Annotated in this window: 13 protein-coding genes; 10 read left to right on the top strand and 3 right to left on the bottom strand. The window is 63.2% G+C overall.

Going from position 1 to position 14,789, the window contains the following annotated elements; translation table 11 throughout:
• Positions 1–50 precede the first annotated feature (50 nt).
• A complete protein-coding gene (gph, locus tag OVY48_RS15760; RefSeq protein ID WP_313923511.1) occupies positions 51–719 on the top strand; it encodes a phosphoglycolate phosphatase in 669 nt (222 codons plus the stop codon).
• The gene (locus OVY48_RS15755) at positions 716–1,483 is read left to right on the top strand and encodes an enoyl-CoA hydratase/isomerase family protein (protein WP_313923510.1); all 768 of its coding nucleotides are present in this window, start codon (positions 716–718) and stop codon (positions 1,481–1,483) included. Before gph ends, OVY48_RS15755 begins: the two co-directional genes overlap by 4 nt.
• A gap of 4 nt (positions 1,484–1,487) precedes the next feature.
• Here OVY48_RS15755 and OVY48_RS15750 read toward each other — a convergent pair whose 3' ends face one another.
• Genes OVY48_RS15750 through OVY48_RS15740 form a run of 3 tightly spaced genes read right to left on the bottom strand, consistent with a single transcriptional unit; the run spans position 1,488 to position 4,071 of the window.
• The gene (locus tag OVY48_RS15750; RefSeq protein WP_313923509.1) at positions 1,488–1,916 is read right to left on the bottom strand and encodes an HIT family protein; all 429 of its coding nucleotides are present in this window, start codon (positions 1,914–1,916) and stop codon (positions 1,488–1,490) included.
• Complete coding sequence (locus OVY48_RS15745) at positions 1,913–3,007, bottom strand: CDP-alcohol phosphatidyltransferase family protein (protein ID WP_313923508.1); 1,095 nt, start codon at positions 3,005–3,007, stop codon at positions 1,913–1,915. The genes OVY48_RS15750 and OVY48_RS15745 overlap by 4 nt, the downstream gene beginning before the upstream one ends.
• On the bottom strand, positions 3,004–4,071 hold the full coding sequence (locus tag OVY48_RS15740) for a CDP-glycerol glycerophosphotransferase family protein (protein WP_313923507.1): 1,068 nt from the start codon (positions 4,069–4,071) through the stop codon (positions 3,004–3,006). The genes OVY48_RS15745 and OVY48_RS15740 overlap by 4 nt, the downstream gene beginning before the upstream one ends.
• Positions 4,072–4,229: 158 nt before the next feature.
• Here OVY48_RS15740 and OVY48_RS15735 point away from each other — a divergent pair, with 158 nt between their 5' ends.
• The 8 genes from OVY48_RS15735 (at position 4,230) to lpdA (ending at position 14,615) form a co-directional block, all read left to right on the top strand.
• On the top strand, positions 4,230–5,018 hold the full coding sequence (locus OVY48_RS15735) for a succinate dehydrogenase iron-sulfur subunit (RefSeq protein ID WP_037480303.1): 789 nt from the start codon (positions 4,230–4,232) through the stop codon (positions 5,016–5,018).
• Between the two features lie 2 nt (positions 5,019–5,020).
• The gene (locus OVY48_RS15730; protein WP_037480764.1) at positions 5,021–5,482 is read left to right on the top strand and encodes a PaaI family thioesterase; all 462 of its coding nucleotides are present in this window, start codon (positions 5,021–5,023) and stop codon (positions 5,480–5,482) included.
• Positions 5,479–6,591: a cell division protein ZapE gene (gene zapE / locus OVY48_RS15725; protein ID WP_313923506.1), complete on the top strand. Its 1,113-nt coding sequence runs from the start codon at positions 5,479–5,481 to the stop codon at positions 6,589–6,591. Before OVY48_RS15730 ends, zapE begins: the two co-directional genes overlap by 4 nt.
• A 407-nt stretch (positions 6,592–6,998) precedes the next feature.
• Entirely contained in the window at positions 6,999–7,961 is a 963-nt protein-coding gene (mdh, locus tag OVY48_RS15720) for a malate dehydrogenase (RefSeq protein WP_096062545.1), read from the top strand.
• 99 nt (positions 7,962–8,060) lie between these two features.
• Positions 8,061–8,945, top strand: a complete 885-nt coding sequence (sucD, locus tag OVY48_RS15715) for a succinate--CoA ligase subunit alpha (RefSeq protein ID WP_096062546.1) — start codon at positions 8,061–8,063, stop codon at positions 8,943–8,945.
• A gap of 91 nt (positions 8,946–9,036) precedes the next feature.
• Positions 9,037–11,832: a 2-oxoglutarate dehydrogenase E1 component gene (locus OVY48_RS15710; protein WP_313923505.1), complete on the top strand. Its 2,796-nt coding sequence runs from the start codon at positions 9,037–9,039 to the stop codon at positions 11,830–11,832.
• Positions 11,833–11,840: 8 nt separating this feature from the next.
• Positions 11,841–13,094 carry a 2-oxoglutarate dehydrogenase complex dihydrolipoyllysine-residue succinyltransferase gene (gene odhB, locus OVY48_RS15705; RefSeq protein ID WP_313923504.1) on the top strand — a complete coding sequence of 418 codons (1,254 nt, stop codon included), beginning with the start codon at positions 11,841–11,843 and terminating at the stop codon, positions 13,092–13,094.
• Positions 13,095–13,214: 120 nt separating this feature from the next.
• A complete protein-coding gene (gene lpdA, locus OVY48_RS15700) occupies positions 13,215–14,615 on the top strand; it encodes a dihydrolipoyl dehydrogenase (RefSeq protein WP_313923503.1) in 1,401 nt (466 codons plus the stop codon).
• Positions 14,616–14,789 lie beyond the last annotated feature (174 nt).

The raw sequence follows: 14,789 nt of genomic DNA, 5'->3' as shown, positions 1-14,789 counted from the left end.
CTGCCATGTTTGGCTTGCCTTTGCCACCGCCCACGCGGCATGGCGCGGCCATGGCCACTATTCCTTTCGATATCGTCGGCTTCGACCTCGACGGCACGTTAATCGACACCAGCGGCGATCTCGCTGCCGCGGTCAACTATGCCATCGGCACGGTCGGCCTGCCCCCCTTCCCCGTCGCGGCGATCCGCCCTTTCGTCGGCAAGGGCGCAAAAGTCATGCTCGAACGCGCGCTGGCGGCGTCAGACGCGCAGGACGATGCCTTGCTCGCGCAACTGCTCCCGGTGCTGCTCGACTATTATCAGGCGAATCTCAGCGCCCATTCCACCCCCTATCCCGGCCTCATCGACGCGATGGATGCGCTGACGGCGGCGGGCGTCACGCTCGCCATCTGCACCAACAAGGCGGAGCGTTTCGCGCTGCCGCTGATGCATCAGCTTGGCCTGTCGCACCGCTTCGCCAGCATCATCGGCGGCGATACGGTCGGCGTCGGCAAGCCCGATCCCGCGCCGATCCACGCCATGATCGAACGCGCAGGCGGCGGCCGCACGATCTTTATCGGCGACACGATCAACGACATAGCGGGCGCGCGCAATGCGGGTGTCGCCAGCGTCGCGGTCAGCTTCGGCTTCCTCGACGGCCCGGTCGAAGAGTTGCAGGCCGACGCCATCATCCACCATTTCGACGAATTGCTGCCCCTGCTGCAAGGCTGGCCGCAATGACCCTCCGGCTGGAGCGCGACGGCCCGGTCGCCCGGCTGCTGATCGACCGCCCGGCCCGGCGCAACGCCATGACGCAGGCAATGTGGGAGATGCTACCGGTCCTCGTCGGCGAAGCCATGGCCGACGAGGCCATCCGCGTGCTGATCCTCGCCTCAGCCACCCCCGGCCTGTTCTGCGCCGGGGCGGACATCGATGAATTTGCGACTTGCTCCGGCGACCCCGACTGGCGCGTCGCGAACCAGGCAGCGATCCGTAATACCCAATATGCGCTCGCCCATGCCGACAAGCCGGTTATCGCCGCGATCGACGGCGATTGCGTCGGTGGCGGCTGTGGCCTCGCCATCGCCTGCGACCTGCGCATCGCCGCCCCCGCCGCGCGGCTGGGCATCACGCCCGCCAAGCTCGGCATCGTCTATTCGCTGTTCGACACGAAATTGCTGGTCGATCTCGTCGGCCCGGCCCGCGCCAAGCGCATCCTCTTCACCGGCGCGCTGCACGACGCGGACGCCGCGCTCGCCATCGGCCTGATCGACCAGATCGCCGCCGATCCGCTGGCGGCAGCGGACGCCCTTGCCCACACCATCGCCGCCAACGCCCAGCACAGCGTGCGATCGTCCAAGGCGATCATCCGCCGCATCCTGGATGGCCAGGCCGACGATGACGAAGGCACGCTCGCGCTCTTCCGCGACGCCTTCACCTTGCCCGACTTCGCCGAAGGGGTGTCCGCCTTCCGCGCCAAACGAAAACCCGATTTCGGCGGCTAAGGCCTCAGGCCTGCGCAGCCTCGAAATAGGATGCGACCCAATCGCGCAGCGCTGCATCGGACGTGACCGCCGCGCTCAAATCCGGCTGCCCCGGCCAGCCCGCGTCACGCACCGTCAGCCCGCCGCCGCTGCGTTCGCCCTCATAACGGGGCAGGACATGGAAATGGACATAAGGGTCGACCATCATCAGCATCAGATAGTTGATCTTCTGATAGCCCACCGCCGCCCGCAACGCCGCTTCGATCGCCCCGGTCACGGTCTTGAGTTCGGCATGGGCCTCCGCTGGCAAATCCCCGAACGCCGTCGCATCGCTCTTGGCCGCCAGCACCAGCGACCCCAGCGTCGGCTGCGCCGGGCGTAGCAATATCACCCAATGCTCAAACTCTGCGATCAGGCTGCCGGGCCAGCCGAACTTCAGTATCGTCTCGTTCATGCTGCCGCCTCATCCATCCAGCTGACGATCGGCCGTCCCGACCGCTTCACGCCATAGGCCTGCGCCAGCCGCACCGCGTGGACGACCAGCGAAATCACCGTCCACCAGGCCAGCGCCACCAGCCCGATATCGGGTCGCCCCAACAGCAGCGCCACGAACAGGATCACCATATTCGGGTTGCGCCGCGCCGTCACGAGCCGGAACTGGCTGTCGAACGGCCGCCAGACATGAATGTCCATGCCGAAATCCTTGAGGAACGCCCCCTCGATCAACCGCTGCAGCACATAGCCGACGACCACCGCCGCCATCACCAGGATGAACGCCTGCCCCGTCAGCGACAGGCCCCAGGCGGCCAACCCCGTTCCCCAAAAATACCACCAGAAGGGCGGGTGAACCAGATCGACGCCATGGTCGATCACATTGCCCCATTTGGACGAGGTGATGGTGCAGCGCGCCAGCTTCCCGTCCACCGTATCCAGCACCATGAAGATGAAACCGCACAGGAAGCCGGTCCAGTACATCCCTTCTGAAAATAGGAAGGTCGCGATCAGGCACAGCGTCACCCCGATCACCGACACCATATTGGGCGTCATCTTGAGCTGCGCCGCGATCCGCGTCAGCACCAGCGCCAATTCGGGCCACAGATATTTGGTCAGCACATCCGTCACGCCCTTATAGGCGCCGAAATAGCTGTGCCGCTCGATCGCGCGCCGGGTCGCGGGAGTCAGTTCGCGCACCATCGGCTGCTCCAGCTTGCGCAACTGCCGGTTATAGAGTTTGCGCCCGTCCGACAGGTCGATCACCGCTACCTGCATCGGATCATGTCCCTGCGGCACCTGCCCCACGACCGGCACGCCACCCCAGGCAAAGACCGTCCCCGGCGTCTCCAGCACCAGCCGCAGCAGCAACGGATCGAACGCATAGGTGAGGTTGAAGATCAGTTCATGCCCCGGTGCCAGCGCGCTGCCATTCTTCGCCGCGCTTTCCGCCATCCGGCGGTTCCGTTCGGCATTGGTCATGCCCCAGATCGGCGTGGTATTCTGCCCCAGCATGCGAATGGGGCCAAGGGCAGTGGTCATCGTCTCAGTCATGCAGGCGCTTTCGCGAAGGTCATTATGATGTCGGCCTGCCGCCGCGACGCGGGAATCGGCGACAGGTCGATGGATTGCTCCATCGCCGCTTCCTGCGCAGCAACGAAGCCGGGTTGCAAGTCTTGCGCCCGCGCCAGGGCATCGGCCAGCGCGTCCGGCGTCTCGATCACCTGCCCCAACCGCCAATGCGCAAAGGCGTCGCCACTGGCATCGCGCCGGTCGAGATTGAGGAAGATGCACGGCCGCGGCTGGATCAGAAACTCATATATCTGGCTCGATACATCGCCCAGATAGACGTCGGCGCTCATCGTATAACTCATGTCGATCGCATGGCGGCTGCCCATGTCCACACGGATATGCGGCGCGGCGCTGACGATCGGCGCGACCGCCTGCGCCAGCTTGGTGTGCGGCGCGATGATGACATTCCAGCCCTTGAGCGACTCCAGTGCCGCCAGCATCGCCGGGCCATGCCGCACCCAGGAGGACAGATCAGGGTCGAAATGCGGATTATAGAGCAGCACAGGCTTGTCGTCGGCGAAGAATCGCTGCCGCGCCGCCTTCAACTCGAACTTGGCATAGCCGCCGACCACGACCTTGTCCGCCGCGCACAGCCCCCGTTCGATCATCCGGCGACGGTCTTTCTCACCTGCCACCAGCGTCAGGTCGAAATCGGCATGGCGCTTTTTATAGCCCCCCTCCCGGTCGCCCGCGCCATGTTTGATCAAGACCAGCCGGGACTTGAAACCCGGCACCCGCCGCAACCAAGCGGTGGAAATCTCCGTCGTCACCAGCAGCGGAAAAGCAGCGATCGCGCGGTAATTGCAGAGCAGCGTGCATATCCGCGAAGGCTGGCGGAATAGCGAGTCGGCTTGGCCCGAAAAGCGCCGCAGCCGTACCGGCCGCAACCGCTGCTCTGTGTCATACCCCGCCACCAGATCCAGTATGGCGTCCGATGGCGACAGCACATGCACCCGCACCCCCGGACGCCGCGCCAGTTCCAGCGCGGCGGGCAGCCAGTGATAAAGCTGCTGCGCTTCGGCAATGGCGAGAAAGGCGATGTCCATGCGCGAAAGCCACTCCAGACGGGCTGGAGGCCTAGCGGCGATATAGGGGCTTTTGCAAGGGCGCGCGTCGCATTCCCTTTTGTAGGTGCTGGACCTTTGCCCATATTTTGGTATGCGGGCCGCAACCGAACGACACTCTGAAAGAGGCTCGACGAGCGATGGCCGAATTTGCGTTGCCCAAGAACAGCAAGATCAGCGGTAAGGGTGTGACCCACCCCGCCCCCGCAGGCGCAACCAATGTGCGCAGCTTCAAAGTCTATCGCTATGATCCCGACTCCGGGCAAAACCCGCGTTACGACACGTTCGAGGTCGACCTCGACCAGTGCGGACCGATGGTTCTGGACGCGCTGATCAAGATCAAGAATGAATATGACACCACGCTGACCTTCCGCCGCTCCTGCCGCGAAGGTATTTGCGGTTCCTGTTCGATGAACATGAACGGCAAGAACGGCCTCGCTTGCACCACCGCGATCGACGAATGTTCGGGCAAGGATGTGAAGATCACGCCACTGCCGCATATGGACGTGATCAAGGATCTGGTGCCTGATTTCACGCATTTCTACGCCCAGTACAACTCGATCCAGCCCTGGCTCAAGACCGTGTCGCCGCCGCCATCGGGCAAGGAGCGACTCCAGTCGCCCGCCGATCGCGAAAAGCTCGACGGCCTTTATGAGTGCATCCTGTGCGCCTGCTGCTCGACCAGCTGCCCCTCCTATTGGTGGAACAGCGACAAGTTCCTGGGTCCGGCGATCCTGCTCCAGGCCTATCGCTGGCTGGCCGACAGCCGCGACGAATATACCGGGGACCGCCTCGACGAGCTGGAAGATCCCTTCCGCCTCTATCGCTGCCACACCATCATGAACTGCGCCAATGTCTGCCCCAAGGGTCTGTCGCCGGCCAAGGCGATCGCCGAGACCAAGAAGATGATGGTCGAACGGCAGCTTTGATCTTGAACAGTGATGGTGTCGCCGGGGGTCAGCCACTGACGGACGGGCAATGGGCGGGCTGGATCGCATGGTCCGACCCGCACCCCGATACGTTTTTGCAAGCGATCGGTCGTGGCTATATGCGCGAACTTTCGCCCGGCCGGGCGGAAGTTGCGCTGGAAACCCGCTCCAGCCATCGCAACCGGCTCGACACGCTCCATGGCGGCTTCCTCGCCGCCTTTGCCGACCACGCCTATTTTGGCGCGCTCTGGGCGATGGGGCATAAGGATCAGATCCATGGCGTGACCATCGACCTGTCGATGCAATATCTGGGCGCCGGGCGCGTCGGCCCGCTGCTGCTGGCGCAAGTCGACCTGCTGCGCGAAACCGGTCGCCTGCTGTTCCTGCGGATGTTGATGACGCAGGATGGCGAACCCGTCGCCGCTTCCACCGCCACCATCCGCAAGGCGCCGCCCGCAAAATGACTGGTGTCCTTGCTCGCTATGAAGCGTTGATCGCTGCCGGAGAATTGCGCGCCGATCCCGATCAGCGCGCCGCTGCCGTGCGGCTCGATACCCTGCAACAGCAGTTGGAAGCCGCGCCCGAACGCGGCTCGACGCTATGGCGATTGCTGCGCAAGGCGCCCGAACCGCCGCGCGGCCTCTATATGTGGGGCGGCGTCGGGCGCGGCAAATCCATGTTGATGGACCTGTTCTTCGACACGGTGAAAATCCCGCGCAAGGCCCGCGCCCATTTCCACGAGTTCATGCTCGACGTCCACGCCCGCTTGGCGCAGGCGCGCAAGTCCGAAAGCGGCGACCCCATCCCGCCGGTGGTCGAGGCGCTGGCCGAGAATGCCCGGCTGCTATGCTTCGACGAGATGGTGGTCAATAATATGGCCGACGCTGCGATCATGTCGCGGCTGTTTACCGGACTGCTCGAAAAGCGCGTGACGATCGTCACCACGTCGAACCGCGTCCCCGACGATCTCTACAAGGACGGCCTCAACCGCCAGTTGTTCCTGCCCTTCATCGACCTGATCAAGGATCGGCTCGATGTGCAGACATTGAACGGCCCGACCGACTATCGTCGCGACCGGCTGGGCGATGCGACGCTGTGGCATTGCCCCAATGGCGATGCCGCCACCGCCGCGCTCAGCACCGCTTTCTTCCGCCTGACCGACTATCCGCCGTCCGACCGCGCCCATGTCCCGTCCGAAGACATCCCCGTGCAGGGCGGCCGCACACTGCATGTGCCCAAAAGCCTTAAGGGCGTCGCCGTCTTCTCGTTCAAGCGCCTGTGTGCGGAGGCGCGCGGCGCACCCGACTATCTGGCGATCGCGCGCAAATATCACAGCGTCATCATCGTCGGCATCCCGGTGCTTGGCCCGGAAAACCGCAACGAAGCCGCCCGCTTCGTCACGCTGATCGACTCGCTCTACGAATATAAGGTCAAATTGCTGGCCTCGGCCGACGCGGAACCGGCCCAGCTCTATCCGCAGGGCGATGGCGCATTCGAATTTGAACGCACCGTCTCGCGCCTCATGGAAATGCAGTCGGACGACTATCTGGCGCTCGGCCACGGCCCCAAATAACATCCTCCCCTGGCAGGGGCGGTGGCAGGACGAAGCTCTGACGGAGGGGTATCACCCCATCAGCGACACGCCACCCCTGCCCCACGAACCAACCCCTAACTGCCTGTTGCGCAGCACGTTATAGCGCGCATCGCCGTCATCACGGCGCAATCTTCTTGTCCAAATCCTGCGAAAAATAGACCGGATGCCTTCCGTCGGGAAGGCATCCGGCAGGGTAGCGCTGCAGGGAAGGCTCACCGGCCAGGGTAGGAGCCGGGAGCGACAGCGTGTGAATCGCCTTTAATGCAACTGCGAATGAATTGCAAAGATAAATCCGACTTCCCACCTTTGACAGGTTGAAACCCCCGGTCGAAGGGCGTAGGCGAGGCATCAATTCCAGTAGTCAAGACTTGGAGGATGACAGATATATGGCCCGTAAGAAGATCGCGCTCATCGGCGCTGGCAATATTGGTGGCACGCTGGCGCATCTCGCCGCTCTGAAGGGCCTTGGCGACATCGTCCTGTTCGACGTCGTCGAAGGCATCCCCCAGGGCAAGGCGCTCGACCTGTCGCAGTGCGGCGCGGTCGAAGGCTTCGATGCCAAGATCACTGGCTCCAACGACTATGCCGACATCGCAGGCGCCGACGTCATCATCGTCACCGCCGGCGTCGCCCGCAAGCCGGGCATGAGCCGAGACGATCTGCTGGGCATCAACCTCAAGGTGATGAAGGCCGTGGGCGAAGGCATCGCCGCCAACGCCCCCGACGCTTTCGTCATCTGCATCACCAACCCGCTCGACGCGATGGTATGGGCGCTGCGCGAATTTTCCGGCCTCCCCCACAATAAGGTCGTCGGCATGGCGGGCGTCCTCGACAGCTCGCGCTTCAACCATTTCCTCGCCGAGGAATTCCAGGTGTCGGCCAAGGACGTCACCAGCTTCGTGCTGGGTGGCCATGGCGACACCATGGTCCCCGTCATCGAATATTCGACCGTAGCCGGTATCCCCGTCCCCGACCTGATCAAGCAGGGCCGCTCAACGCAGGAGCGCATCGACGCCATCGTGCAGCGTACCCGTTCGGGCGGCGGCGAAATCGTCGCCCTGCTCAAGACCGGCTCGGCCTTCTATGCGCCGGCCACCAGCGCGATCGCCATGGCTGAAGCCTATCTGGGCGACAAGAAGCGCCTGCTGCCCTGCGCCGCCAACCTCACCGGCCAATATGGCGTCGACAATCTCTATGTCGGCGTGCCCGTGATCATCGGCAAGGACGGCGTCGAGCAGGTCATCGAGATCGAGCTGAACGAAGAAGCCAAGGGCAACCTCCAGGTGTCGGTCGACGCGGTCAAGGAACTGCTGGACGCCTGCAAGGCGATCGATCCTTCGCTGGCCTAACGTTTAACTGTTCCCCCGGCGAAGGCCGGGGTCCAGTCCCACAACTCATCCAGCCCTCAGCCACCGCCTGGGCGCGAATTTTAAGGACAGAGGCCGTCTATGAGCATTCTCGTCAACAAGAATACCAAGGTCATCACGCAAGGGATGACCGGTGCCACCGGCACTTTCCATACCGAACAGGCGCTGGCCTATGGCACGCAGATGGTGGCCGGCGTTACCCCGGGCAAAGGCGGCCAGACCCATATCGGCCTACCCATGTTTGACACCGTGCTGGAAGCCAAGACCAAGACCGGCGCCGATGCATCGGTCGTCTATGTGCCGCCACCATTTGCCGCCGACTCGATCCTCGAAGCGATCGACGCGGAAATCCCGCTGATCATCTGCATCACCGAAGGCATCCCTGTCCTTGACATGGTGCGCGTCAAGCGCGCGCTGTCGGGCAGCAAGTCGCGCCTCATCGGCCCCAACTGCCCCGGCGTCCTGACCCCCGACGAGTGCAAGATCGGCATCATGCCCGGCAGCATCTTCAAGAAGGGCAGCGTCGGCGTCGTCTCGCGCTCCGGCACGCTGACCTATGAAGCCGTGTTCCAGACGTCGAACGCGGGCCTGGGTCAGACCACGGCTGTCGGCATCGGTGGCGATCCGGTCAACGGCACCAACTTCATCGACGTGCTGGAATTGTTCCTGGCCGACGACGCAACCGAATCGATCATCATGATCGGTGAAATCGGCGGCGATGCGGAAGAACAGGCCGCCCAGTTCCTGATGGATGAGGCCAAGCGTGGCCGCAAGAAGCCGATGGCCGGCTTCATCGCGGGCCGCACCGCCCCTCCGGGCCGTCGCATGGGCCATGCCGGTGCGATCGTATCGGGCGGCAAGGGCGACGCGGAAAGCAAGATCGCGGCGATGGAAGCCGCCGGGATCAAGGTCGCCGCCAGCCCTTCGGAACTCGGCACGACTCTGCTCGAAGTGCTGAACGGCTAAAAAGCGACTATATATAGAGGCGGCCGGGCTGCACCCTGGCCGCTCACTTCCCGCACCGCGACTGCACGCGGCACGGATCGGACAAGATATTATGGGTTACGAAAACCAGGATTTCGAGATCGAGCAAGGCCCCAGCTGGGCGCGCCCGAATTGGCCGTTGTCGGACACTGACGACCTCACCGGGGCGCTTGACCCCACGCAGATGCAGGTCGCGGTCAAGGCCGCCGCCAAAGCTGCGGGCAAGGCGGTGTCGGATGCCGACATAGCGCAGGCCGCCGAAGATTCCATCCGCGCGATGATGCTGATCCGCACCTATCGCGTGCGCGGTCATTTGGCCGCCAATCTCGATCCGTTGGGTCTGACCCATCGCGATCTGCCGGCGGACCTGACGCCGGAATTTCACGGCCTGACCGACCTCAACAGGAAAATCTATCTCGGCGGCACGCTCGGCCTGCAATTTGCCAGCGTCAGCGAGATCGTCGCGATTCTGCGCGCCAATTATTGCGGCAATGTCGGCCTCGAATATATGCACATCGCCGATGTGGAGGAGCGCCGCTTCCTGCAGGACCGGATGGAAGGCAAGGACAAGGAAATCATCTTCACGCCGGAAGGCAAGAAGGCGATCCTGGCCAAGGTCATCCAGGGCGAGCAATATGAGAAGTTCCTGGGCCGCAAATATGTCGGCACCAAGCGCTTCGGCCTCGACGGTGGCGAATCCATGATCCCCGCGCTCGAAGCCGTCATCAAATATGGCGGCCAGTCGGGCGTGCGCGAAATCGTCTATGGCATGGCCCATCGCGGCCGCCTCAACGTCCTCGCCAATGTGATGGCCAAGGGCTTCCGCGTCATCTTCCACGAATTTTCCGGCGGGACCGCCAACCCCGAAGATGTCGGCGGTTCGGGCGACGTGAAATATCATCTGGGCACCTCCACCGATCGCGAGTTCGACGGGATCAAGGTCCATATGTCGCTGGTGCCCAACCCCTCGCATCTCGAAACGGTCGATCCGATCGTCCTCGGCAAAGTCCGCGCGCAGCAGACCTTCCGCGACGACCTCGACAAGCATGAGCAGGTTCTGCCCGTGCTGATCCATGGCGACGCAGCGTTCGCGGGTCAGGGTATCGTCTGGGAATGCCTCGGCTTTTCCGGTGTGGCCGGTTATAACACTGGCGGCTGCATCCACTTCATCGTCAACAACCAGGTCGGCTTCACCACCAGCCCGCAATTCTCGCGCGGCTCGCCCTACCCGTCCGACGTGGCGAAGGGCGTTCAGGCGCCTATCCTGCACGTCAATGGCGACGATCCCGAAGCGGTGACCTTCGCCTGCAAACTGGCGGTCGAATATCGCCAGACCTTCCACCGCGACATCGTGATCGACATGTGGTGCTATCGCCGCTTTGGCCATAATGAAGGCGACGAGCCTTCGTTCACCCAGCCGCTGATGTACGCGAAGATCCGCCAGCATCCGCCGGTCAGCGACGTCTATGCCTCGCGCCTCAAGGAACAGGGCGTGATCGGCGACGATTTCGTGGCCAGCGCGACCAACGAGTTCGTGACCCATCTGGAAGACGAGTTCGAAGCGTCGAAGAGCTACAAGGCCAACAAGGCCGACTGGTTCGCCGGTCGCTGGTCGGGCCTGCACAAGCCGGCCGACGCGGAAACCACACGCCGCAGCGTCGAATCCGCCATCGCGCCCAAGCTGATGGAAAGCCTGGGCAAGACGCTGACCACCGTTCCCGAAGGCCATGCCGTCCACAAGACGCTCCAGCGCGTGCTGGATGCCAAGGCGGAGATGTTCAAGACCGGCGCGAATTTCGACTGGGCAACCGGCGAGGCGCTGGCCTTTGGCTCGCTCCTGTCGGAAGGCTATGGCGTGCGCCTGTCGGGCCAGGATTCAGGACGCGGCACGTTCAGCCAGCGTCACTCGGTCTGGGTCGATCAGAATACGGAAAAGAAATATATCCCGCTCTCCACCGTCCGTCATGGCCGGTTCGAGGTGCTGGATAGCCCCTTGTCCGAATATGGCGTGCTTGGTTTCGAATATGGCTATGCCCTGGCCGACCCCAAGAGCCTGGTCCTGTGGGAAGCGCAGTTCGGCGATTTCGCCAATGGTGCGCAGATCATCTTCGATCAATATATCGCCTCGTCGGAAAGCAAGTGGCTGCGCGCCAACGGCCTCGTCTGCCTGTTGCCGCACGGCTATGAAGGCCAGGGACCGGAACATAGTTCGGCCCGTCTGGAACGCTTCCTTCAGCTCTGCGCCGAAGGGAATATCCAGGTCGCCAACATCACGACCCCGGCCAACTATTTCCACGTCCTGCGCCGCCAGATGCTGCGTCCCTTCCGCAAGCCGTTGATCATCATGACGCCCAAGTCGCTGCTGCGGCACAAGCTGGCGGTGAGCAAGGCCGAGGATTTCCAGGGCGACACCCACTTCATGCGCATCCTGTCGGACATGAATCCGGCACCCGATGCGGAAACGAAGCGGCTGGTGCTCTGTTCGGGCAAGGTCGCCTACGACCTGATGGAAGCGCGCGATGCGGCCGGGGACAAGAACACCCAGATCGTCCGCATCGAACAGCTCTATCCCTTCCCCACCGAAGCACTCGCCATCCGCATGGAACGTATGCCCAAGCTGGAAGAAGTGATCTGGTGCCAGGAAGAGCCACGCAATAATGGCGCGTGGTTCCATGTGGAGCCCTATATCGAGGAAGCTCTGGCGGACGTCGGCAAGGCACCGATGCGCGCCCGCTATGCCGGTCGCAAGGCCTCGGCGTCGCCCGCAACGGGCCTCGCCAAACGCCATGTCGCCGAACAGGGCGCCCTCGTCGCCGATGCGCTGGGTCACAGCGTCCGTGAAGAAATCCGACGCCAGAAGAAAGGCTGAACAAGCTCATGGCTACCGAAGTCAAAGTCCCTACCCTGGGCGAATCCGTTACCGAAGCAACCGTGGGCCAGTGGCTCAAAAAGCCCGGTGAAGCCGTCGCGCTCGACGAACCCATCGTCAGCCTGGAAACCGACAAGGTCGCGGTCGACGTGCCCTCGCCGGTCGCGGGCACGCTGGGCGACATCATCGCCAAGGAAGGCGACACCGTGAATGTCGGCGCGCTGCTGGCCACGGTCAACGAGGGCGCGGCCGCAGCCGCCGCCCCTGCTGCATCGCCTGCCCCCGCCGCCAAGGCGGAGGCTGCGGCCCCCGCACCTGCCGCATCGGCCCCTGCGCCAACCGCGTCGGACGACGATGAAGGCGGCAATCTGACGCTTTCCCCCGCCGTGCGCCGCCTGGTGCTGGAGCATGGTCTTGATCCCTCCAAGATCAAGGGCACCGGCAAGGACGGCCGCCTGACCAAGGACGATGTCACCGCCGCCGTCGCCGCCGGCACCGCCAAGGCCGCCGCGTCCGCGCCGGCCTCCGCCCCTGCCGCCGATGCCCCTGCCGCTGGCCCGACCCGCGCGCAGGAACGGGTGAAGATGACCCGCCTGCGCCAGACCGTCGCCAAGCGGTTGAAGGAAGCGCAGAATACGGCGGCGATGCTGACCACGTATAACGACGTGGACATGACCAACATCATCGAAGCGCGCGCCAAATATAAGGACTTGTTCGAAAAGAAGCATGGCGTCCGTCTGGGCTTCATGGGCTTCTTCACCAAGGCCGTCTGCATGGCGCTCCGCGACATTCCGGGCGTCAATGCGCAGATTGAAGGCGATGAGATCGTCTACAATAATTTCTGCGACATCTCGGTCGCGGTGTCGGCCCCCACCGGCCTCGTCGTTCCGGTCATCCGCAACGCGGAATCGCTCAGCGTTGCCGAGATCGAAAAGACCATCGGCGGCTTTGGCAAGAAGGCCAAGGAAGGCAAGCTGACAATGGAAGATATGAAGGGCGGCACCTTCACCATCTCTAATGGCGGCGTGTTCGGCTCGCTGCTGTCCAGCCCGATCATCAACCCACCCCAGTCGGGCGTTCTCGGCCTGCACCGGATCGAGGACCGCCCGGTCGTTCGCGACGGCCAGATCGTGATCCGTCCGATGATGTATCTGGCGCTCAGCTACGATCATCGCATGGTCGATGGTCGCGAAGCGGTAACCTTCCTCGTCGCGGTCAAGAACGCGATCGAAGACCCGACCCGCCTGCTGATCGACCTGTAAAAGTCACAATCAGACACCATATCCGTTCGGGCTGAGCCTGTCGAAGCCCCGTCCTTTCTGTGCAAAGGACAAAAGAAGCAGTAATGCCCTTCGACAGGCTCAGGGCGAACGGAGAATAACATGTCCGATTTCGACTATGACGTTCTGGTGATCGGGTCCGGCCCCGGCGGTTATGTCGCCGCGATCCGCGCCGCGCAGTTGGGTCTCAAGACCGCCTGCGCCGAAAGCCGCGATACGCTGGGCGGCACCTGCCTCAATGTCGGCTGCATCCCGTCCAAGGCGATGCTGCACGCCTCCGAACTCTATGACGAAGCGGCCAATGGCACGCTCGCCAAGCTCGGCGTCAAGATCGACAAGATGAGCCTCGACCTCACGACCATGCAGGGCCAGCGCGCCGATGCGGTCAAGGGCCTGACCGGCGGCATCGAATTTCTGTTCAAGAAGAACAAGGTGACCTGGCTCAAAGGCCTGGCCAGCTTCACCGGAGCCAACACCGTTGAAATCAACGGCGAAAAGGTGACGGCGAAGAATATCGTCATCGCCACCGGCTCGTCGGTCACGCCACTTCCCGGTGTCGAAGTCGACAATGACGGCGCCAAGATCGTCGATTCGACCGGCGCGCTGGTGCTGGACAAGGTGCCGGGCCATCTCGTGGTCGTCGGCGGCGGTGTCATCGGCCTGGAAATGGGCAGCGTATGGCGTCGCCTGGGCGCCAAGGTCACCGTCGTCGAATATCTCGACCAGATCCTGCCCGGCATGGACGGCGAAGTCCGCAAGGAAGCCAACAAGATCTTCAAGAAGCAGGGCTTCGACTATAAGCTCGGCACCAAGGTCACCGGCGCGAAGGCGCATGACAAGGGCGTGACCCTGACCGTCGAACCCGCCGCCGGTGGCGATGCTGAAACGATCGAAGCCGATGTCGTGCTGGTATCGATCGGCCGTCGGCCCAACACCTATGGCCTTGGCCTCGACAAGATCGGCCTGGAACTGAACGCGCGCGGCCAGATCGAAACCGATCATGAATTCGGCACGAAGGTGCCCGGCGTCTGGGCCATCGGCGACGTCATTCCTGGCCCAATGCTGGCGCACAAGGCCGAGGATGAAGGCATTGCGGTCGCGGAAAATATCGCGGGCCTGACCGGCATCGTGAACCACGACCTGATCCCCTCGGTCGTCTACACCAAGCCCGAAATCGCAGGCGTTGGCCTGACCGAAGAAGCCGCCAAGGAAAAGGGCGCGATCAAGGTCGGCAAATTCCCGATGATGGCCAACAGCCGCGCCAAGACCAACCACGAACCCGAAGGCTTCGTGAAGATCATCGCCGATGCCGAAACCGACAAGGTGCTGGGCGTCTGGATCATCGCCACCCCCGCCGGCACGATGATCGCGCAGGCGGCACAGGCGATGGAGTTCGGCGCATCGAGCGAAGACATCGCCTACACCTGCCACGCCCACCCCACGCACAGCGAAGCGATCAAGGAAGCCGCCATGGCGGTCACCGGCAAACCGATCCACATGTGATCGCCGCCACCTCGCGCAAATGAAAAAGGCCTCCGCAAAACGGAGGCCTTTTTTCATGTAGGCACCTGCGCCGGACCGGCCAACGCGGCCTGCCTCTGTCCTACAACCGGCAACAATGCTAAAATCCGACATCCCGATAAGTTTGTAATAAAATATCGAGAACAAGAAATTAAA

This window comes from Sphingobium sp. SA2 (genome assembly GCF_032227065.1).
In the GTDB taxonomy this organism is placed as follows: Bacteria; Pseudomonadota; Alphaproteobacteria; order Sphingomonadales; family Sphingomonadaceae; genus Sphingobium.
The sequence above is the reverse complement of the archived record's forward strand: the minus strand, read 5'-3'. Positions and strand labels throughout refer to the sequence as shown.

Excerpts from the sequence above, each read along its gene's own strand:
- gph (WP_313923511.1), top strand. The coding sequence starts at position 51 with ATGGCCACTATTCCTTTCGATATCGTCGGCTTCGACCTCGACGGCACG.
- OVY48_RS15755 (WP_313923510.1), top strand. The coding sequence starts at position 716 with ATGACCCTCCGGCTGGAGCGCGACGGCCCGGTCGCCCGGCTGCTGATC.
- OVY48_RS15750 (WP_313923509.1), bottom strand. The coding sequence starts at position 1,916 with ATGAACGAGACGATACTGAAGTTCGGCTGGCCCGGCAGCCTGATCGCA.
- OVY48_RS15745 (WP_313923508.1), bottom strand. The coding sequence starts at position 3,007 with ATGACTGAGACGATGACCACTGCCCTTGGCCCCATTCGCATGCTGGGG.
- OVY48_RS15740 (WP_313923507.1), bottom strand. The coding sequence starts at position 4,071 with ATGGACATCGCCTTTCTCGCCATTGCCGAAGCGCAGCAGCTTTATCAC.
- OVY48_RS15735 (WP_037480303.1), top strand. The coding sequence starts at position 4,230 with ATGGCCGAATTTGCGTTGCCCAAGAACAGCAAGATCAGCGGTAAGGGT.
- zapE (WP_313923506.1), top strand. The coding sequence starts at position 5,479 with ATGACTGGTGTCCTTGCTCGCTATGAAGCGTTGATCGCTGCCGGAGAA.
- mdh (WP_096062545.1), top strand. The coding sequence starts at position 6,999 with ATGGCCCGTAAGAAGATCGCGCTCATCGGCGCTGGCAATATTGGTGGC.
- sucD (WP_096062546.1), top strand. The coding sequence starts at position 8,061 with ATGAGCATTCTCGTCAACAAGAATACCAAGGTCATCACGCAAGGGATG.
- OVY48_RS15710 (WP_313923505.1), top strand. The coding sequence starts at position 9,037 with ATGGGTTACGAAAACCAGGATTTCGAGATCGAGCAAGGCCCCAGCTGG.
- odhB (WP_313923504.1), top strand. The coding sequence starts at position 11,841 with ATGGCTACCGAAGTCAAAGTCCCTACCCTGGGCGAATCCGTTACCGAA.
- lpdA (WP_313923503.1), top strand. The coding sequence starts at position 13,215 with ATGTCCGATTTCGACTATGACGTTCTGGTGATCGGGTCCGGCCCCGGC.